Source organism: Flavobacterium celericrescens (assembly GCF_011392075.1).
In the GTDB taxonomy this organism is placed as follows: domain Bacteria; phylum Bacteroidota; class Bacteroidia; order Flavobacteriales; family Flavobacteriaceae; genus Flavobacterium; species Flavobacterium celericrescens.
The window spans coordinates 271,877-293,108 of record NZ_JAAJBV010000002.1; the positions used below are offsets into that span (position 1 = coordinate 271,877).

Sequence of the window (21,232 nt, forward strand, 5' to 3'; positions counted from 1 at the left end):
AGAAAAATTAGCTTACTTTTAGTTGGTTAAAGAAAATGTATGACAGCGATAGAATTAGAAGCCGAAAACAAAGCCATTGCGCAAGAATATAAAGAATTACTTCGCATCAGTTATCAAACCCTTACTGATGAAGACAAAAAAATCATCCGTAAAGCATTTGATGTAGCTGTTGACGCTCATAAAGACCAACGCAGAAAATCGGGTGAAGCTTATATTTTCCATCCCATTGCTGTAGCAAAAATTGTTGCGCGTGATATTGGTTTAGGAGCCACTTCCATTGCTGCTGCATTAATGCACGATGTAGTAGAAGATACGGACATTACGGTTCAGGATATTGAAAAAATGTTCAACCCAAAAATTGCTCAATTGGTTGAAGGTTTAACTAAAATTGCCAAAGTTAAAACCGATCAAGAAATTTCAATGCAAGCGGAAAATTTCCGTAAAATGTTATTGACTTTAAATGATGATGTTCGGGTAATCATTATCAAAATTGCCGATAGATTACACAATATGCAAACAATGGGAAGTATGGCTGATTATAAACAAGCCAAAATTGCTTCCGAAACCTTATACATTTATGCACCACTCGCCCATCGCTTAGGATTATACAACATCAAAACACAATTAGAAGATTTAGGCTTAAAATATACTGAACCAGATGTTTACAACGATATTGTAAGTAAAATAAAGGAAACCAAAGAAGAACAAGATGCGTATATCAAAACAATTTCTGATATATTAAGTAAGTCATTAAATGAAGAAGGTATAGAATTTACAATTAAAGGTCGTCCTAAATCAATATATTCTATCCGTAGAAAAATGAAGGCGCAAGGTGTTACTTTTGATGAAGTATACGACAAATTTGCACTTCGAATCATCTATAAATCAAATCCACATGATGAAAAATTCATCGCTTGGAAAATATATTCAGTAGTTACCGATCATTATCGTCCATCACCAAGTAGATTACGCGATTGGATTTCTTCACCAAAATCAACAGGCTACGAAGCTTTGCACATTACAGTAATGGGGCCAAAAGGACGCTGGGTAGAAATTCAAGTCCGAAGTGAGCGTATGGATGAAATCGCTGAAAAAGGTTACGCAGCACACTACAAATACAAAAATGGTGCAACTGAAGAACATGGTTTAGAAATTTGGTTAAACCAATTAAAAGAAGCATTAGAAAATTCAGCAAGCAATGCCGTAGATTTTGTAGAAGATTTTAAACTGAATTTATATGCCAAAGAAATCTATGTGTTTACTCCAAAAGGTGAAATTAAATCGTTACCAAAAGGAGCAACTTCATTAGATTTTGCTTTTAGTATTCACTCAGAAATTGGTGTAAAAACTAGAGGAACAAAAGTAAACGGAAAATTAGTTCCCTTAAATCATGTTTTAAACAGCGGTGATCAGGTAGAAATCATTACATCAGCAAATCAAAAACCAACTTCACAATGGTTGGATTATGTAACAACTTCCAGAGCAAAAAACAAAATAAAAAATGTTTTAAACGAAAATACTAAAAAAATTGCCGAGGACGGAAAAGAACTTTTAGAACGAAAACTTCGTCATTTAAAAATTACACTAAACGAAAATACAGTTAATGAGCTTGTTAACTTTTTTAAATTACAAACTAGTTTAGATTTATTTTACAGAGCAGGAATTGGAACAATTGAAAACCAACAACTAAAAGATTATGCTGCTCAAAAAAGCAACACATTGGTTAATTTCTTTAAGAAAACCATTAAACGTTCACCAACATCTCAGCCTGAGCAAATCCATAAAAATGAAATCAGCAAGAAATTTGACATGTTGGTTTTTGGAGCCGAACAAGATAAATTAGACTATAAACTATCAAGCTGCTGTAATCCGATTCCTGGTGATGATGTGTTTGGTTTTGTAACCATTAACGAAGGAATTAAAGTCCATAAAAAAGATTGTCCAAATGCAATTAGTATGCAATCTAACTATGCCTATCGAATTATTCAAGCCAAATGGATTGATTCTTCTCAAGAAGAATTTAAAGCGGTTCTAAAAATTACTGGAATGGATATTTTAGGTTTGACAAATGATCTAACCAAAGTAATTTCAAGTCAAATGAACGTGAATATTCAAAGTATTTCATTGAGTAGCGAAGCAGGAATTTTTAACGGACAAGTTACGGTTGTTGTTCAAAACAATACCATCTTGAAAAAACTGATTGATAATATCAAAAAAGTAGATGGAATTGATAAAGTTACACGTGTTTATAATAATTAACAAAAGTTAATAACTAAAACACTATCAATCAAATTAGGGTTTTATTCAATGCAAAAATAACACTATCTTTGCCAATATTTCATTTAACAGAGCAATGGAAAACAAAAATCAGGAAATTGTAAAAAATGTTTTTACAAAATATTTAGAAGAAAAAGCACATCGTAAAACTCCAGAACGCTATGCTATTCTTCAAGAAATTTACAATGCAACCGAGCATTTTGATATCGAGTCTTTGTACATCAAAATGAAAAATAAAAACTATCGTGTAAGTAGAGCTACTCTTTACAACACCATCGAACTTTTATTGGAATGTGGTTTGGTACGTCGTCATCAGTTTGGACAAAACCAAGCGCATTATGAAAAATCATATTTCGACAAACAACATGATCACATTATTTTGACTGATTCTGGTGAAGTTATCGAATTTTGTGACCCGAGAATTCAGCAAATAAAACAAACCATGGAAGAAATGTTTGGGATTGACATTCAAACACATTCGCTTTACTTCTATGGAACAAAAAAACAACAATAACAACTAACTACAAATAATAAATAACAACACAATGACTGTAGATTTACTACTTGGATTACAATGGGGCGATGAAGGAAAAGGAAAAATTGTTGATGTTCTTACATCAAAATATGATATTATTGCACGTTTTCAAGGTGGACCAAATGCGGGACACACTTTAGAATTTGACGGAATCAAACACGTTTTAAGAACAATTCCTTCTGGAATTTTCCACAAAAACGCAATTAATATAATTGGAAATGGAGTGGTAATCGACCCTGTAGTTTTCCAAAAAGAAATTGAAGGTTTAGCAAAATTCGACATGGACATTACGGCTAAATTATTCATTTCTAGAAAAGCACACTTAATTTTACCAACTCACCGTTTATTAGATGCCGCTTCTGAAGCATCAAAAGGAAAAGCAAAAATTGGTTCTACTTTAAAAGGAATTGGTCCAACATATATGGACAAAACTGGAAGAAATGGACTTCGTGTAGGTGATTTAGAATTAGAAGATTTTAAACAACGTTATAGAGCTTTAGCTGATAAACACGAAGCAATGATTGCTTTTTATGATGTTGATTTACAATATGACTTAAAAGAAATGGAAGAAGAGTTTTTTGAAGCAGTAAAAGACTTAAAAAAATTAACTTTCATCGATAGTGAAGAATACTTAAACAAAGCCTTAAAAGAAGGAAAATCAATTTTAGCTGAAGGAGCACAAGGTTCTTTATTAGATGTTGATTTTGGAACATATCCTTTTGTAACTTCTTCAAATACAACAGCTGCTGGTGCTTGTACAGGTTTAGGAATTGCGCCTAACAAAGTAAAAGACGTTTTCGGAATTTTCAAAGCATACACAACTCGTGTAGGTAGCGGACCATTTCCAACAGAAGATTTCAATGAAGCTGGGCAAACTATGGCAAAAGTAGGTAACGAATTTGGTTCAGTTACAGGACGTGCGCGTCGTTGTGGTTGGTTAGATTTAGTTGCTTTAAAATATGCAGTCCAAGTAAATGGTGTCACACAATTATACATGATGAAAGGCGATGTTCTTTCTGGATTTGACACCTTACAAGTTTGTACAGGTTACAACTACAAAGGACAAAAAATTCAGCATTTACCATATAATATCGAACCTGAAAATGTAACACCAATTTTCACCGAAATGAAAGGTTGGAAAGCAGATTTAACAGGAATGACAGCGTATGATGAATTACCACAAGAATTAAAAGCATACATTGAATTCATTGAAAAAGAAGTAGAGGTGCCAATCAAAGTAATTTCGGTTGGACCAGATAGAAAACAAACTATTACCAAATAATTTTAAAACGCTTTCTTTTAGAGAGCGTTTTTTTTATCTTATAATGATAAAAAAATCTTAATAGACAACCGCATTTCTACTTTTTACTTAAATTTGGCTCAAAATAAAACACGTCTTGAAAAAAACATTTTTTTATATCACATTTTTGCTTTTATCAATTGCTAGTACATTAGCACAAGAAAAGAAAAAAATCATCATTGAAAATTCAGATTTCATTGATATGAATCAAACTGAAATTCCTGGTGCAATTGTGTTCACAGGAAACGTGAGAGTACTTCATAATGGTGTCAAAATAAATTGCAATAAAGCTTATCATTTTAAAGACGAAGAATATATCAAAGCCTTCGGAAATGTACAAATTAATCAAGGTGATTCTATTTTTTTGAATAGTAGATATGCAGAATATGACGGAAAAATTGAATTTGCATTTGCAACAGGTGATGTTTCGATGCGCTCACCAGAGTCAACCCTAGTAACAGATACGGTTTATTTTGACAAGAAAAACCAACAAGCTTTTTACAATTCTTTTGGAACAATTCGCAACAAAGAAAACACTTTAAAAAGTAAAGCAGGTCGCTATTATGTTGATCAAAAGAAATATCAATTTACAACCGCGGTAACCGTTACCAACCCACAATCAACCATAAAGACCAATCATCTTGACTTTTATGAAAATTCTGGTCATGCATATGTTTTTGGTCCATCAACCATTACTAGTAAAGAAAATGTAATTTACACCGAGAATGGTTTTTATGATACTACAAATGATGTTGGAAAATTATCCAAAAACTCCAAAATCACCTACGACAACAAAATTATTGAAGGTGATGATTTGTTTTATGATCGAAAGAAAAATTATTCCAGAGGAATTAACAATGTAAAAATTACCGACACCATAAATAACGTTATTGCTACTGGACATTTTGCAGAATTATACAGAAACATTGAAACCAAAAAAGATTCAATGGTGCTTACTAAAAAAGCATTGATAAGAACATTAGTAGAAAATGATACTATGTTCATGCATGGAAAAAAAATCATTGTTTCAGGACCAAAAGATGACCGAATCATTAGAGCTTTTAACAACGTTCGTTTTTATAAAACCGACATGAGTGGAAAATGTGATTCGTTACATTCAAGTACTAAAAATGAATTAACCCAACTCATCGGAAAACCAATTCTTTGGAACAACAACAATCAAATGACTGGCGATGTGATGCACTTAATTGGTAATAATAAAACGGAGCAATTGGATTCCTTAAAAGTACTAAATAATGCTTTTATCATTCAAAAAGATTCATTAAGCACTAATGGTTATAACCAAATTAAAGGGCAAAACTTATATGGTAGATTTGTGGATCAAAAACTAAAGGAAGTTGATATCATTAAAAATGCTGAAGTAATTTATTATATGTACAATGACGCAAACGAGTTCATTGGAATCAATAAAACCGTTTGTAGTAAAATAAATTTGATACTAAACGAGAATAAAATTGAAACCATAACGTTTTTCACAAAAGCAGATAGCTTCATTTATCCTGAAAAAGATTTTCCCGAAAATGCTCGAAAACTTAGAGGTTTTGTATGGCGTGGCGATGAACGCATAATATCCAAAGATGATATCTTCCCCGCAGAAGAATTAGCTATTGATGAAAAAGCACAAATCGAAGCTAAAAAGAATGCTATCAAAGCAGAAAAACCTATGGAAATTCAAAAAGAAACGTTGGAATACGACGAGAAAAATCCAAAACCAAAAGATAAAACCGTGAAACCTGCTAAATCAGAAAAGGCAAAATAATGATTGACGATTTTTTTAAATACCAAGCACAAACTTCACCTTATCCATTAGCACTAGAAGTTGCTCTTGCAAAAGGATCCTATATATTTGATACAGATGGAAATGCCTATTTAGACTTCGTAGCTGGCGTTTCAGCTTGTACATTAGGACATCAGCCAAAACGTGTTAACGATGCTATCAAAAAACAGCTAGACACTTATTCTCACGTAATGGTATATGGTGAATATGCCCAACATCCAGCAACAGAGTTATGTAAATTATTAGCCGAAAATCTTCCCTATCCTCTCACGAAAACGTATTTGGTAAATTCAGGAACGGAAGCTATTGAAGGTGCATTAAAATTAGCGCGAAGAGTTACAGGAAGAAGTCAACTGATTTCTTGTCATAATGCGTATCATGGTAATACTATGGGAAGCATGAGTGTGATGGGATTTGAAGAACGCAAACAAATTTTTCGTCCGTTAATTCCAGATGTAGATTTCATCACGTTCAATAACGAAGCTGATTTAGAAAAAATTACTACAAAAACCGCAGGAATTTTATTAGAAACTATCCAAGGTGGCGCTGGTTTTATTGAACCTCAAAACGATTTTCTTAAAAAAGTGCGCCAACGTTGTGACGAGGTGGGTGCTATTATGATTTTAGACGAAATTCAGCCTGGATTTGGTCGTACTGGAAAACTTTTCGGATTTCAAAACTACGATGTCATTCCTGATGTGGTTGTAATGGGAAAAGGAATGGGTGGCGGAATGCCTGTTGGTGCTTTTACAGCTTCCGAAAAAATGATGGATTTATTAAGTCATGATCCAAAACTCGGACACATAACTACTTTTGGCGGACATCCTGTCATTGCGGCAGCTTGTTTGGCAACATTACAAGAAGTTACTGAAACCAATTTAATGCAAGAAGCTTTAGAAAAAGAACAGTTGTTCAGAAGTCTATTAGTTCATCCATTAATAAAAGAAATACGTGGTCGTGGTCTAATGTTAGCCGCTATGACAGAAACTGCAGAAATCACTAATGAAGTTGTACTTCGCTGTCATAAAAGAGGTCTTATTTTATTCTGGTTATTATTCGAAGGTTGCGCGGTTCGGATTACACCACCACTTACACTTACTAATGAGGAAATTAGAAAAGGTTGTGGCATTATTATTGAGGTACTTAATGAGATTGCGAACGAAATTAAGTCAGGAAATTAATAGTTTTTCCAATTACTAATTTTTGTTTGAACTTGTAATTGAAATTGTTCTTAAACTTGAAAAATTGTTAATTAAATTGTTTAAAACAATTCCATTTCAAATTGATGCCTGCATCAAATATAAGTACCTTTATTAAGGATAAATCAAAAAAGAAAGCGCTATGAATTTGAGTCACGAAGAAGAAGAAAACAGCTTATCCTTATCTAAATTCGAATCAATGTTAAAAACCAACAAAGTTTTTTTCTTTGATTCAGAAGAATTTGAAGACATTATTCTTCATTACATGGATACTGGCCGATTAAATTTGGCCAAAAAAGCGCTAAAATTAGGTTTAGAACAACACCCAAAATCTACTGGATTAAAATTGGTTCAAGTAGAAATGTTAGTCTATGAAGATAAACTCGATATAGCTGAAAAGTTATTAAATGAGCTGTATGCTATTGAACCTACTAACGAAGAAATCTATATCCAAAAAGCCAATATACATTCTAAAAGAGATGAACACGAAAAAGCTATTGAGTTTTTAAAAATCGCGCTTAAATACACTGATGATTATGCTGATGTGTACTCGATGATTGGCATGGAATATCTTTTCATGGATAATTTAGAATTAGCCAAAGAAAATTTTATCAAATGTTTAGACGAAGATACAGAAGATTATTCGGCATTATATAACGTAGTATATTGCTTTGATTTCTTAGACCAAAACGAAGAAGCTATCGTATATTTAAACAAATTCATAGATAAAAATCCTTACAGCGAAGTTGCTTGGCATCAATTAGGAAGACAATATTACGCTTTAAAAAACTACGAAAAAGCAGTTTGGGCATTCGAATATGCAACTTTAATTGACGAAAGTTTTTTAGGTGCGATAATGGAAAAAGCAAAATCGTATGAAAAGCTAAAAAAATTCCAAGAAGCTATTGATTGTTACAAAATTGCAATTGAATTAGATGATCCTTCTTCTTTTGTTTTATTGCGTATGGCAAAATGTTACGAGCGACTTGGTAATGCTGAGTTTGCACTTAACTTCTATTTAAAAACAGTTCACGAAGATCCATTATTAGATAAAGGTTGGATTGCCATCACAGATTTTTATATTCGTCAAAAAAACTACCAAAAAGCCCTATATTATGTCAACAAAGCCATTGGAATTGATGGTGATAATCCGCTATACTGGAAACGCTTTGCAGCAGTAAATAGTGCTTTACACTTTTTTGAAGAAGCTGAATATGGTTATAGAAAAGCATTTGAATCGGGTGATGTAAATCTAGACACTTTTACACTTTGGACAGATGTATTACAATTTTTAGGTGAATTTGAAACCGCTATCGAAATATTGTTAGAAGCCACTAACCTATTCCCAGAAGAATATGAAATCGAATACCGCTTAGCAGGATTATACTTTTTGAGCAATGAAAACATCAAAGGTAATTTCCACTTAAACAATGGATTGCGATTAAATTACAAAAATAAAACCGTATTAAAAGATTATTTTCCAGTTGTTTGGGAAAGAACAGAAGTACAAAACCAAATTGCAAAATTTAAAAAATAGTCCCCAAAAAACACATGGAATTAATTGAATTTTTATTAGAATTTCTAAAAGACCCATTAACCGTAATTCAAGAATTAATTAAACAATACGATAATTTAATTTACTTCATACTTTTCTTAGTTGTTTTTGTTGAAACAGGATTTGTCGTAATGCCTTTATTGCCAGGTGATTCAATGCTTTTTGCTATTGGAGTAATTGCAGCAACTACTGGACAATTAAGTATGACAATTATAATTCCTTTGCTAATAATTGCAGCACTTTTAGGTGATAATGTCAATTATTTTGTTGGAAAAAAATTTGGTGGTCTTATCAAGAAAAAACAAAAAATACTTTTTCTAAAAAAAGAATACATCACACAAACCGAACAGTTTTTTGAAAAAAATGGAGGAAAAGCAGTTATTATGGCACGTTTTGTTCCAATTGTAAGAACTATTGCGCCTTTTGTTGCAGGTGCTGGTAGTATGCAATATTACAAATACATCATGTATTGCATTACTGGAGCCGTGATTTGGGTTACGAGTATTACCTTTTTAGGTTATTTTTTAGGTCAAGTGCCTTGGGTTAAAGAAAACTTTGAAAAGGTAGTTTTATCCATAATTATTATCTCTGTATTGCCAATTGTTATTAAATTGTTCAAAAAGAAAAATCAGGAAAAAACTGCTTAAAAAATAACATTCTCCTAACATTAAATAGTGAAATACTAACTAATTTTGATTAGTATCATTCATAAAACTCACACAATGAAAAAGAAAAATAAAAAACAGCTAAAATTTGGTCTGATTGGTCAAAACATTAGTTATTCTTTTTCTCAAAAATATTTTACCGAAAAATTTGAAATTGGTCATTTTGACAATTGTGAATACAAAAATTACGATATAGCTTCCATCAAAGAATTTCCTAAAATTGTTAATGAAACAAAAGGTTTGATGGGGTTTAATGTTACTATTCCATACAAAGAAGAAATCATTCCGCTTTTAGATAAACTTTCTAAAACTGCTAAAATAATTGGTGCCGTAAACTGCGTTACTGTTTCTAAAAAGAAAAAATTAAAAGGCTACAATACCGATTATTATGGTTTCAAAAAAACACTTTCGCCACTATTAAAAGATCATCACAAAAAGGCATTGATACTTGGAACTGGAGGAGCAAGTAAAGCAGTTGCATATGCGCTGCGAAAACTAAAAATTGAATATGATTTTGTTTCTAGAACTCCAGACGAATTTCAATTTGGTTATAGCGATTTAAATGCTGAAGTTTTTGATGAATATCACATTATCATCAATACAACTCCTGTTGGAACACATCCAAATGTTGAAAATTGTCCAGATTTAGACTACAGTTTGTTTACCAAAAAACACATCGCCTATGATTTGGTTTACAATCCAGAAGAAACTACTTTTTTGAAAAAAGCCAAAGAACAGGGAGCAAAAACTAAAAACGGCTATGATATGCTAGTATTTCAAGCGGAAAAAGCTTGGAAAATATGGAATGAGTAGTTGTTTTTAAGCTTTAAATTTACTTAACAAACATCAAATCGTATCGAAGTTAAGCCCTAATTTCTATCTAAAAATATCGTTTCAAAGAAAATAACAGATAATTAGTCGATTTTTTTTGAATTTTCGTAGTGCTTTACTATCTTCACACCTTAATAGTAACCTTAAGCATTTATACAATGTCAGAAGCACAACACGATAACCTGCAAAACGCAGACGGACAAGACCCAATTGAACAACAAATCGAACAACAAGATGATGTTACAATTATTAGTCAATCAGTTTTAGAAGAAATTGATAATTCGAATGCAGAAGAAAATGAAGATGATTCGATAAAAGAAAAGCACGAAATCCCAATGCTGGATTACGATGCCTTGTCGATGGAAGAATTAACAGATGAACTAGAAAAACTAGTTGAAAATGAAAAAGTAATGGCTATTAAAGATCATGCTGAAGGAATCAGAAAAGCTTTTTCAGACAAATACCATCATTTTATAGATGAAAAAAGAGAGGAATTCAATGCGCAAAACAACGAAGAAGGTGTTGATTTTGAGTACCATTTCCCTTTAAAAAATAAATTTGATAAAATTTTTAACGACTATAAAGCAAATAAAGCCAAACATTTTAAACAATTACAAAATAATTTAGAACACAACTTTGCGGTTCGTGAAGCGTTGATTGAAGAGTTAAAACAACTCATCGATTCAGGTGATTCTAACATTGGCGACATGTTTAAAAAAGCGAATGACATTCGTGAACGTTGGAAAAATGCTGGAGCGATTCCAAGAGATAAATACAACATCTTGTGGAACAATTATCATTTTCACACTGAGCGTTTTTACGATGTAATGCATTTAGACAAGGAAGCGCGCGATTTAGATTTAAAAAACAATCTAGAACAAAAGCAACACATTATTGCTAAAGCGAAGGAATTACTAAACGAAGAAGACGTTATGAAAGCTTTCCGCGAGTTGCAATTGTTACACCGTGTATGGAAAGAAGAAATTGGTCCAGTTGACAGAGAACACAGAGAAGCAATTTGGAACGAATTCAGTGAAATTACCAAACAAATGCACGATAAACGTGAAGCATTATATGCCGTTGCCAGAGGTAAAGAAACTGAAAACTTAGCCGTTAAAAACGAAATTATTGCTCAAATTGAAGCTTTGGGAACCGAAAAAATCGATTCGCACAGTGGATGGCAAGCACAAATTAAAAAGTTAGAAGCTTTGCGCGAAGCCTTTTTCAAAGCAGGAAAAGTACCAGCGGAAGTTACTGAAGATACTTGGGCAAAATTCAAAAATGCGGTTAGAGCATTCAATGTGCACAAAAACGTGTTTTACAAAGATATTAAGCACGAGCAACACGAAAACTTGACTAAAAAATTAGCTTTAGTTGAACAAGCAAAATCATTACAAGAAAGTACCGATTTCAATACTGCAACGCCAATTATGAAGAAAATTCAAGACGATTGGAAAAAGATTGGTCACGTACCTCGTAAATATTCAGACAGCATTTGGAAAGATTTTAAAGATGCATGTAATGCTTATTTTGATAGAATGCACGAAGCAAGAAACGCTGAAAGTAGCGAAGAAGTAGAAGCATTTGAAAAGAAAAAAGCCTTTTTAGAAGAATTAAAAGATTTTACACTTTCTGGAGAGCATAAAGCCGATTTAGATGCGATAAAAGCACACATTGCTACTTGGAAAACATTTGGCAAAGTGCCGTTTAACCGCAGACACATCGAAGGAAAATTCAATAAAATTTTAGATGCCTTGTTTGAAAAACTAAGTATGTCTAAAAAAGATACTGAAATGATGCGTTTTAGCAACCGTTTAGAGCAATTATCAGAAGGAGACGACAAACGCGCTTTAGAACAAGAGCAATTCTTTATTAGAAAAAAAATCGACGAAATACAAAGCGAAATTTTCCAATTAGAAAACAATATTCAGTTTATTAGCAGTAGTTCGAAAGGTGAAAATCCTTTTATTAAAGAAGTTCAAAAAAGCATTGAACGCCACAAAGACGATTTGAAATTGTGGAAAGAAAAACTACAGCAGATTAAAAATATGTAAGATAGAATCCCGAGTGAGAGCTTGGGATTTTTTTTGTTTAAAAATTAACAAAATGTACAGATTTTCTGTAATTGGATTTGTGGGGATTTGGGTATATTTGAAAAAATAATTTATACACTTACCAAAAACAAAACAGATTTTTCATGAAATATCTTATAATTTTTTTTACTCTTTTCTCATTTTCAATCAATGCTCAAAATGTTTTAAAATTTGACAAAAGAAATGTCCAATGTGAAGACAAATGGGTGGCTTATCAAATGGACAAAGATAGCACGTATATGTTCGGTTTCATTTATATTGATGCTCAAGCCGGTTTAACCTTAAACTACGAAGGTAAATTTAAAATTGACAACAAAGGCAAATTCAATAGAGTAGAAAACGATGTTAATAGTAAAACTGGTTTTATTATAGCTAGATTACAACCAAATCGTGTTGCGATTGCTGAAATTCCAGAGTCAAAATTCAAAGAATTAAATATTCAAAAGACACCAGAATGGCTAAAAAATTATAAAAGCGATGAAAATTCAGTAGAAAGACTTTATAATTGGGGTTATATGTACAATGGCTGGAATGAATGTGAAAAAGCTTTAACTTTTTTAGAAAAAGCAGATAAAATTGATCCAAACTACAAAGGTTTACAAACTGAGCTAGCTTTTTCATATAATGCGTTAGGAAAATATGATAAGGCAGAAATTTCATTAAAAAAAGCAATTGCACAAAATCCTAAAGATTGCTATACATACAAAGAATTGGCTTTTACATACACAAATACTGCTAATTTTGAAAAAGTTGCTGAAACATATAAAACAATGTCTAAAATTTGTTCTGAAAAAGTTTTCATACAAGAAACAGCTTATAATCTAGCATATGAATATTACAAAATAAAAGATAAAGTAAATTTTAAAAAATGGAAAGCTGAAGTTGAAAAATGGGCTAATTCGGATAGTCAATACATAAAAAATCTAATCCAAATGGAAATAGAACTGAGCAAATAAATACATAGAATCACCATCTAGCACAAGTGTCACCCTCGTGAATACAAAAAAAACACTAAAAAATCCCTTAAGAGATACTTTTAGCATTAAAAAATAGACAAAAAAAAATTTAAAATATATTACATGATACATTTACTTTGGACATTACTTAATGCTTCATTAATAATTTTCTTTTTTTATTTAATTGTTGGATTCATCATTAAAGGAAAGAAAATTTTTAATCCTCAAATTAAAGTGTTTTCAATTCTAATAATGACATTAGGAATCATTCAGATTATTTCAGCAACAAAAACGTCGAAAAAAATTAACCGAATTACAATAACCACTGATTATAAAAAAACGAACAGCTCAAAAATTAAAAAAATAGTACTTGAAGATAATTTAGTTTTTGATATTAACCTTCGCGTCAAATATTCAATTGAGAATAACGATTATATTCCTATAGAAAGCTATAGTTTTCTGACGGGTCTAATTAGTGGTTATAATTGGGAATTCAAATCTTTTGAAACTCAAGTTTACAAAACAAATGAAAAAGCAACTTTTACAGCTGATGGAGTTTTGAAATGGAATCTTTTCGGTATAAATATATATAGCGAATACAAAACATTTAGTGGAATAATCGAATAAAGAATACTTCGTTACCTCAGCATGACAAACGAGATAAAAACTTTGCGTTTAAATTACCTTTTAAAACTCATATTCCCTTTCCACTTTAGCAATTCTTACTTTGTAATTTTTGTACCAAGTGGTTTTGCCTTTTTCTTGTGCTTCTACATGTTCCATATTAGCTTTCCAGTTTTTTATGGCTTCTAAGCTTTCCCAATACGAAACAGTGATTCCAATTTCGCTTCGTGCGCTTTCCATGCCTATATATCCAGGTTGGGCTTTGGCTAATTCCACCATTTTAATTGCCATTTCGACATAACCTGCTTCAACTTCGGTTCTAGTAGAGGTAAAAATTACTGCGTAGTACATGAAAATTATAAATTAAAAATTATGAATTACGAATAGTTCTCAATACGATTTCTACTAAATCACTCGAACTGACAACTATTACTGAACACTGCGACTGACCACTGAATACTAAAGTTTCTTCGCTTCTTCCCAAAAAACATCCATTTCGGCTAGCGTCATGTCCATTAAAGGTTTGCCTAATTCGGTGGCTTTGCTTTCTAAATATTGGAAACGTTTGATGAATTTTTTGTTGGTACGTTCTAAAGCATCTTCAGGGTTTACTTTTAAGAATCGGGCGTAGTTTATCATAGAGAACAAAACGTCGCCAAATTCGGCTTCTATTTTGTCTTGATTGCCGGCTTGTACCTCAACTTGGAGTTCGCTTAGCTCTTCTTGTACTTTGTCCCAAACTTGGTGCGGTTCTTCCCAATCAAATCCAACACCTTTTACTTTGTCTTGAATGCGACTTGCTTTTACTAATGCTGGTAAACTTTTAGGCACACCTTCCAAAACTGATTTTTTGCCTTCTTTCAGTTTTAGTTTCTCCCAATTTTGCTTTACTTCCTCTTCGTCAGCCACTACCACATCGCCATAAATATGAGGATGACGATCGATTAATTTGTCACAAATCGAATTTGCTACATCACCAATATCAAACGCATTGGTTTCACTACCAATTTTCGCATAAAACACAATGTGCAACAACACGTCGCCCAACTCTTTCTTAATTTCCTGTAAATCGTTATCTAAAATAGCATCGCCTAATTCGTAGGTTTCTTCAATCGTCAAATGACGTAGACTTTCGAGCGTTTGCTTTTTATCCCACGGACATTTTTCGCGCAAATCGTCCATAATATCTAAAAGTCGATTGAAAGCTTGCAGTTGTTGTTGGCGTGTGTTCATTATTGGTGATGTTTATTTGACGTTGAGACAAGTCATTGACTTGTCTGTACTATATTGATGGAAATAATATCGTAAAAATAAAAAATCCCACGTGGAAAACGCAGGATTTTAAAATATAGTTTTCAACTACTTATTCAGCAGCTGGAGTTTCTTCTTCTTTTACTTCTTTAGATAAAGCTTCAACAGAAACAAAACCTTTAGGCTGTAATAAATTGTACCAATTTAAGATTTTTTTGATGTCAGAAGCATATACTCTGTCTTCATCAAATTCTGGTAAAATTTCTCTAAAATATGCTTTTAATTTAGCATCATCCTCTTTGTGAGACATTGCTAAACCGTCGTTTTCTTTAGTTGCAATTGCTTTTAGAACTTCTGCTAAACGCACTTCTTCTGAATACGTGTACACTGCAATTTCTGATAACAAACTTACGTTGGCTCTCATTCCTACTGTTATTTTCTTTCCGTCTAATAAAGATTCGGCTACAAATCCTGTACGAGTTTGAATTTTTAATTCATATAAACCTGGTTTCCCAGAAACTGCTAATATTTTTTGAATGCTCATTTTTCTTACTTATTAAGGTTGGCAAATATATTATTTAAAGTGAAATGTGAAAAGTGAAATGTGAAAAAGTTTAGTTAAAATAGTTATTTACTTTTCACTATTAACGAATCACTAATTAACGTCCTTTTTTGTTTACGTATTTCATTTTATAATCGGGTCTTGCTTTACCATCCATAATGTTTTGCAATTTCTTCCCAATTAACTTCTTTTTCAACATTGATAAGTGATCGGTAAATAAAATTCCTTCAATGTGGTCATACTCATGTTGGATAACGCGTGCGATTAAACCATCATATACTTCTGTTTTCTTATTGAAATCTTCATCAAAATATTCAATTGTAATCGTATCATGACGAAAAACATCTTCACGCACATCTGGAATACTCAAACAACCTTCATTAAATCCCCAAATATCACCTTCTTCTTTGATGATTTTGGCATTGATGAACGTTTTCTTGAAATCTTTCATTAAAGCCGCTTCTTCTTTAGAAATATCATCGCTATCACTAAAAGGTTCCGTATCTATTACAAACAAACGAATGGCTAATCCAACTTGTGGAGCAGCTAATCCAACGCCGTGTGCATGATACATCGTGTCATACATATTAGCAATCGTTTCTTTTAGGTTAGGATATTCTGGCGTAATTTCTTCACAAACTTTGCGCAGTACTGGTTCTCCATATCCGTATATAGGTAAAATCATTTTGTAAATTTTATTATTTGTAAACTTAAAATCGGATTTGTTACATCAAATTTCGTGCAAAAGTACTATTTTTTATAATGTAAATAATCTTGAAGCATAATTGTTGCGGCAATTTCGTCAACCAAAGCTTTATTTTGACGTTGTTTCTTTTTTAAACCGCTGTCAATCATGGTTTGAAATGCCATTTTTGATGTAAAACGCTCATCTACTCTATCAACAGGCATTTCGGGAAAAGCGGTTTGAAATTTAACCACAAAAGCATTAATAATTTCGGCACTTTGCGAAGGTGTTCCATCCATTTGTTTTGGTTCACCAACGATGACACGTTCAACTTTCTCTTTCGAAAAATAGTCTTTTAAAAAAGCAATTGCGGTGTCTGATTGAATTGTGGTTAGCCCAAAAGCTATCATCTGCATTTCATCAGTAACAGCAATTCCTGTTCGTTTGATTCCGTAATCTATGGCTAAAATTCGTGGCATTTGATTTTTTTTACAAAAATAAGGCATTTGTTTCACAAAATAGACTTCAAACTTTAAACTATTGATTTTTGCTTTCAAACAAATGATTTATCTTTGCATCACAAATTTTTACTATCATGACCAATTTACAAGCAACAATAGAACAAGCATGGGAAAATCGTGCTTTATTACAAGAAGAAACTACGCAAAAAGCCATTAGAGAAGTTATCGAATTATTAGATAGCGGAAAACTTCGTGTAGCCGAACCAGTTGAAAATGGCTGGCAAGTAAACGAATGGGTTAAAAAAGCAGTAGTGATGTACTTCCCTATTCAAAAAATGGAAACTTGGGAATCGGGTATTTTTGAATATCATGATAAAATGTTGTTGAAACGTAATTATGCTGAAAAAGGAATTCGTGTAGTTCCTAATGCTGTGGCTAGATATGGAGCTTATATTTCTTCTGGCGTAATTTTAATGCCAAGTTATGTAAACATTGGTGCTTATGTTGATGAAGGTACGATGGTAGATACTTGGGCAACTGTAGGAAGTTGTGCGCAAATTGGAAAACATGTTCACCTTTCTGGTGGTGTTGGAATTGGCGGTGTATTAGAACCTTTACAAGCCGCTCCAGTAATTATTGAAGATGGCGCTTTCATCGGTTCAAGATGTATTGTGGTAGAAGGTGTTCACGTAGGAAAAGAAGCCGTTTTAGGTGCAAATGTATGTTTGACAGGTTCTACTAAAATTATTGACGTAACAGGTGATGAACCAATTGAATATAAAGGAGTTGTTCCAGCTCGTTCGGTTGTAATTCCTGGAAGTTATACGAAGAAATTCCCAGCGGGAGATTACCAAGTGCCTTGTGCAATTATCATTGGACAAAGAAAACCTTCAACGGATTTGAAGACTTCGTTGAATGATGCATTGAGAGAATATAACGTAGCGGTGTAATTAATTTAAGCGTAGATGAAAATACTTGTAGTCCAACAAAAAATGATTGGCGATGTGTTGATTAGTTCTATGATTTGCGAAAATCTAAAGAAAGAATACCCTGATGCCCAAGTGGATTACTTAGTAAATTCATTTACAACTCCGGTTATAGAAAACAATCCGTATATCGATAATGTAATTCTCTTTGAAGATAAATTCAGAGCGAATTACATTTCTTTTTTTAAGTTTTTACTTCAAATTAGACGTAAAAAATACGATATCGTAATCGACCCTTATGCTAAATTAGAAAGCAGCTTGATTACTCTTTTTTCAGGTGCTTCTAAAAGAATTGGTTATCTCAATAAAGGCTTAGGAATTGCCTACAATCAAAAAGAGAAACACCATAGCAAACCTAAATCATATTATGGTTTGGCTATTGAAAGAAGAATTAATTTGTTTGAAAAATTAATCCAAAAGAATACAATTGATCCTTTTCCAAAATTGCATTTATTGGATTCTGAAAAAGCTGAAATGATTCCCGTTTTCAAACAACACGGAATTGATTTAGCTTCTGAAAAAGTAATCATGATAAGTATTTTAGGAAGTGAAATAAGCAAAACGTATCCTGAAGATTACATGGTGAAATTGATTGATTTTGTGGCAGAGAATGATGCCGTAAAAATTCTTTTTAATTACACCCCAAAGCAACAAAAAGAGGCGCATTCTATCTATAATAAATGTAATGAAAAAACAAAACAGCATATTGTGCTAGATTTAATTGGTAGCGATTTGCGTTCGTTTATCAAGATTATGCACCATTGCTATTTGATTATTGGAAATGATGGTGGAGCTGTTAATATTGCAAAAGCCTTGAAGAAACCGTCTTTTACTATTTTTTCACCTTGGATTAAAAAAGAAAGTTGGAGTATTTTTGATGACGGAATCATTAACAAAGCGGTTCATTTAAACGATTACCAACCCGAACTTTTTAAAGAGAAGAAAAGAAAAGAATTTCATGAAAATTATGCTTTTTATTACAAAGCTTTTCAACCCGAATTTTTCATGCAGGAATTGGACGTATTCTTAAAAAACAATCTTAAATGAAAACCATTTTAGTCGATGCTTGGAACACTTTTGTTACTGAGGAAGGAATTAATTTCGATTTAAAAAAATTACTTGATTCTTATCCAAATAACAAAATCATTTTAACCAATGCTAATGAAGAAGAATTGGTTACATTTGGTATTGTAAATATGCCTTATCCTGTTTTTTCTTTGGCTCATAATCCTAATAAAACCGATTCGGATTACTTTGTAAAAATGTTGCAACATTTCAATCTAAAAACAGAAGAAGTTGTTTATTTTGAGCATAATCCAGATGCCGTTGCTTCAGCGAAATCAATAGGAATTACAACTTTTCATTACAATAAACTAGAAAATTTAGATAATCTGACTATCTTTCTAAATTCAAACTTATAAAACCTAATTATGTACGATATTACGCTTGAAGGAAAAAACATGCTTGTTGCAGAGCGAATGCTTGAAAACATAGCGAAGATATTTAATTCTTGCAATATTGAATATTGGATTGAAGGCGGAACACTTTTAGGAATAAGAAGAGAAAATCGTTTATTGCCTTGGGATAACGATATTGATTTTTCGGTGAAATCTACTCAAAATGATAAATTAGAAAGTTTTATTGTTGCACTTAAAAAAGCAGGTTATCGTGTAAAAACTAGACATTTTGAAGTGTCTAATGATTTTTTTAAAGCGGGAACTTTACGCATGATAAAAATTCGCGAAAAACGTTTTTTTGGTTTATTAAAAGGTAAGGTTTGTGCTGATATTTTTATCAAATATCCTATCGAGGACAAGCACTATTGGGAAATTGCAAATAAAACAAAGTTTGTTCCAACTAAATTTTACGAAAACTTTGGAACTCTTTCTTTCAAAGGATTTGATTACAGCACACCTGAATTAACAGACGAATACTTAACGTATCGTTACGGCAATTGGCAAACACCGGTAAAAGATTGGAATACAGCTACAGATGACAAGGCTTTAGCTTAGGATTTATTATCTAATCTTAGGGTTTGCTTTAAAATAGTACTACTTACGTTTTCGGTGTAAGCAAAATATTCTACAAGACAAGAAGTTGCTGGAAATCTTCCTTTCCAATCATCACCTACAGAAATAGCGTCAATTTGGTATTCATCAACCACTTTTTGCTTGTTTTTGTCTACTTGCGGAATTACTTCATCAACATATTTAATGGCTTTAACTACATTGATTCGTTCATGAAATGGAATAACGGGTAATCTTCCTTTTTCTTTTTCGATTAATTCATCTGTAGAAACACCAACAATAAGATAATCGCATAGTTCTTTCGTCTTTTTCAAAATATTCAAATGCCCATAATGAAAAATATCAAAACAACCTGAAGTATACATTCTTCGGTATTTTTTAGGAGTTTGAACTTCTTTAACTTTGATTTCGTAGGTTTTGAAATTACTAATTTCAATGGTATAGTTCGCGTTTTTAAATGCTTCGTTTAATTCTGATAGAATTGCAATTAGTTCATCATCATTACCAGTAACTTTACTAATTAACAAAAAATCAAAAGTTACTGTAGAATCTGATTTTACAGACCAATTAGGATATTTTGAGATAAACTTTTCTACAAATGCTGCTTCCATAAATGAATTAAAATTTCACATTTTTTAACATCACAAATTTAGACAAAGATTTGAGTTATAAAATCAAAAAAAATACTTTTCGTAAATAAAAAATAAAGTTACCTTTGAAATTCGTTTTTTAAACCCGAAAAAAATATGAAAATAGTAATTCTCGCGGCTGGAATTGGCTCAAGATTAGGAAATCCATTTCCAAAACCATTAACGCCATTGAAAAATGGAAAGAGCATTATGGAAACTCAAATTGACAACATTTCGTCAAAATATGATATTGATGATATCAACGTTGTTATTGGTTTTAAAAAAGACTTAATCATGGAACGTTTTCCAGAATTAACATATATCTATAATCCGTTTTTTGATCAAACTAATACTTCAAAAAGTTTAGTTAGAGCGCTAAAAAAATATAGAAGAAATAGTGTTTTATGGTTCAATGGCGATGTGGTTTTTGATGGCAAATTATTAGACATTTTAAATCCGCATATCGAATCAAACACTTCATTTGTTGCTGTAAATACTAGCAAAGTTGCTGATGAAGAAGTGAAATACACTTTAAAAGATGGCTTTATTGACGAACTTTCTAAAACTGTAAAAAATGGTTTAGGAGAAGCGGTTGGAATCAACTTTATTTCTTCTAATGACATCCAGGCATTTATTAATCGTTTAGAAGAATGTGATGTTAATGATTATTTTGAAAGAGGATTAGAATTAGCCATTGAAAAAGATAACATTAAAATTCAAGCAGTTGATATTTCTAAATACAATTGTATGGAAATTGACTTTGTGGAAGATTTAGAAAACGTAAACAAATTGTTCTAA

General features: G+C 32.0%; 22 protein-coding genes. 16 read left to right on the forward strand and 6 right to left on the reverse strand.

Going from position 1 to position 21,232, the window contains the following annotated elements:
- Positions 1-39 precede the first annotated feature (39 nt).
- The 11 genes from G4L40_RS03965 (at position 40) to G4L40_RS04015 (ending at position 13,836) form a co-directional block, all read left to right on the forward strand.
- Complete coding sequence (locus G4L40_RS03965) at positions 40-2,259, forward strand: RelA/SpoT family protein (protein WP_166235860.1); 2,220 nt, start codon at positions 40-42, stop codon at positions 2,257-2,259.
- A gap of 94 nt (positions 2,260-2,353) precedes the next feature.
- Positions 2,354-2,791 carry a Fur family transcriptional regulator gene (locus G4L40_RS03970; protein WP_166235861.1) on the forward strand — a complete coding sequence of 146 codons (438 nt, stop codon included), beginning with the start codon at positions 2,354-2,356 and terminating at the stop codon, positions 2,789-2,791.
- 31 nt (positions 2,792-2,822) lie between these two features.
- Positions 2,823-4,094: an adenylosuccinate synthase gene (locus tag G4L40_RS03975; RefSeq protein WP_166235862.1), complete on the forward strand. Its 1,272-nt coding sequence runs from the start codon at positions 2,823-2,825 to the stop codon at positions 4,092-4,094.
- Between the two features lie 115 nt (positions 4,095-4,209).
- The gene (locus tag G4L40_RS03980; protein ID WP_166235863.1) at positions 4,210-5,892 is read left to right on the forward strand and encodes an OstA-like protein; all 1,683 of its coding nucleotides are present in this window, start codon (positions 4,210-4,212) and stop codon (positions 5,890-5,892) included.
- Complete coding sequence (locus G4L40_RS03985; protein ID WP_166235864.1) at positions 5,892-7,091, forward strand: aspartate aminotransferase family protein; 1,200 nt, start codon at positions 5,892-5,894, stop codon at positions 7,089-7,091. The genes G4L40_RS03980 and G4L40_RS03985 overlap by 1 nt, the downstream gene beginning before the upstream one ends.
- A gap of 160 nt (positions 7,092-7,251) precedes the next feature.
- Positions 7,252-8,646: a tetratricopeptide repeat protein gene (locus tag G4L40_RS03990; RefSeq protein ID WP_166235865.1), complete on the forward strand. Its 1,395-nt coding sequence runs from the start codon at positions 7,252-7,254 to the stop codon at positions 8,644-8,646.
- A gap of 14 nt (positions 8,647-8,660) precedes the next feature.
- A complete protein-coding gene (locus tag G4L40_RS03995; protein ID WP_166235866.1) occupies positions 8,661-9,311 on the forward strand; it encodes a VTT domain-containing protein in 651 nt (216 codons plus the stop codon).
- Between the two features lie 75 nt (positions 9,312-9,386).
- The gene (locus G4L40_RS04000; RefSeq protein ID WP_166235867.1) at positions 9,387-10,142 is read left to right on the forward strand and encodes a shikimate dehydrogenase family protein; all 756 of its coding nucleotides are present in this window, start codon (positions 9,387-9,389) and stop codon (positions 10,140-10,142) included.
- 176 nt (positions 10,143-10,318) lie between these two features.
- Positions 10,319-12,214 (forward strand): DUF349 domain-containing protein, encoded by a 1,896-nt coding sequence (locus tag G4L40_RS04005; protein WP_166235868.1) that lies wholly within the window; start codon positions 10,319-10,321, stop codon positions 12,212-12,214.
- A gap of 143 nt (positions 12,215-12,357) precedes the next feature.
- Positions 12,358-13,209, forward strand: coding sequence for a tetratricopeptide repeat protein (locus tag G4L40_RS04010; protein WP_166235869.1), 852 nt, complete (start codon positions 12,358-12,360; stop codon positions 13,207-13,209).
- A gap of 123 nt (positions 13,210-13,332) precedes the next feature.
- Entirely contained in the window at positions 13,333-13,836 is a 504-nt protein-coding gene (locus G4L40_RS04015) for a hypothetical protein (protein WP_166235870.1), read from the forward strand.
- Positions 13,837-13,896: 60 nt separating this feature from the next.
- Here the strand turns inward: G4L40_RS04015 and G4L40_RS04020 are convergent, their stop codons facing one another.
- From G4L40_RS04020 to ruvX, 5 genes are all read right to left on the reverse strand, one after another.
- On the reverse strand, positions 13,897-14,184 hold the full coding sequence (locus G4L40_RS04020; protein ID WP_166235871.1) for an antibiotic biosynthesis monooxygenase family protein: 288 nt from the start codon (positions 14,182-14,184) through the stop codon (positions 13,897-13,899).
- A 108-nt stretch (positions 14,185-14,292) separates the two neighbouring features.
- A complete protein-coding gene (gene mazG, locus G4L40_RS04025; RefSeq protein ID WP_166235872.1) occupies positions 14,293-15,066 on the reverse strand; it encodes a nucleoside triphosphate pyrophosphohydrolase in 774 nt (257 codons plus the stop codon).
- A gap of 130 nt (positions 15,067-15,196) precedes the next feature.
- Positions 15,197-15,628 (reverse strand): DUF5606 family protein, encoded by a 432-nt coding sequence (locus G4L40_RS04030; protein WP_166235873.1) that lies wholly within the window; start codon positions 15,626-15,628, stop codon positions 15,197-15,199.
- Between the two features lie 115 nt (positions 15,629-15,743).
- On the reverse strand, positions 15,744-16,331 hold the full coding sequence (gene def / locus G4L40_RS04035) for a peptide deformylase (protein ID WP_166235874.1): 588 nt from the start codon (positions 16,329-16,331) through the stop codon (positions 15,744-15,746).
- A 65-nt stretch (positions 16,332-16,396) separates the two neighbouring features.
- Positions 16,397-16,810 (reverse strand): Holliday junction resolvase RuvX, encoded by a 414-nt coding sequence (gene ruvX, locus G4L40_RS04040; protein WP_166235875.1) that lies wholly within the window; start codon positions 16,808-16,810, stop codon positions 16,397-16,399.
- A 116-nt stretch (positions 16,811-16,926) separates the two neighbouring features.
- Between ruvX and G4L40_RS04045 the strand changes: the two genes are divergently transcribed.
- Genes G4L40_RS04045 through G4L40_RS04060 form a run of 4 tightly spaced genes read left to right on the forward strand, consistent with a single transcriptional unit; the run spans position 16,927 to position 19,790 of the window.
- Entirely contained in the window at positions 16,927-17,742 is an 816-nt protein-coding gene (locus tag G4L40_RS04045; RefSeq protein ID WP_133609979.1) for a 2,3,4,5-tetrahydropyridine-2,6-dicarboxylate N-succinyltransferase, read from the forward strand.
- Positions 17,743-17,757: 15 nt separating this feature from the next.
- Positions 17,758-18,825, forward strand: a complete 1,068-nt coding sequence (locus G4L40_RS04050; RefSeq protein WP_235922583.1) for a glycosyltransferase family 9 protein — start codon at positions 17,758-17,760, stop codon at positions 18,823-18,825.
- Positions 18,822-19,199 carry a hypothetical protein gene (locus G4L40_RS04055; protein WP_166235876.1) on the forward strand — a complete coding sequence of 126 codons (378 nt, stop codon included), beginning with the start codon at positions 18,822-18,824 and terminating at the stop codon, positions 19,197-19,199. The genes G4L40_RS04050 and G4L40_RS04055 overlap by 4 nt, the downstream gene beginning before the upstream one ends.
- Positions 19,200-19,208: 9 nt before the next feature.
- Positions 19,209-19,790 (forward strand): LicD family protein, encoded by a 582-nt coding sequence (locus G4L40_RS04060; RefSeq protein WP_166235877.1) that lies wholly within the window; start codon positions 19,209-19,211, stop codon positions 19,788-19,790.
- Here G4L40_RS04060 and G4L40_RS12965 read toward each other — a convergent pair.
- Positions 19,787-20,416 carry an adenylyltransferase/cytidyltransferase family protein gene (locus tag G4L40_RS12965; protein ID WP_207785318.1) on the reverse strand — a complete coding sequence of 210 codons (630 nt, stop codon included), beginning with the start codon at positions 20,414-20,416 and terminating at the stop codon, positions 19,787-19,789. The genes G4L40_RS04060 and G4L40_RS12965 overlap by 4 nt on opposite strands.
- Positions 20,417-20,551: 135 nt before the next feature.
- Between G4L40_RS12965 and G4L40_RS04070 the strand changes: the two genes are divergently transcribed.
- On the forward strand, positions 20,552-21,232 hold the full coding sequence (locus tag G4L40_RS04070) for a phosphocholine cytidylyltransferase family protein (RefSeq protein ID WP_166235878.1): 681 nt from the start codon (positions 20,552-20,554) through the stop codon (positions 21,230-21,232).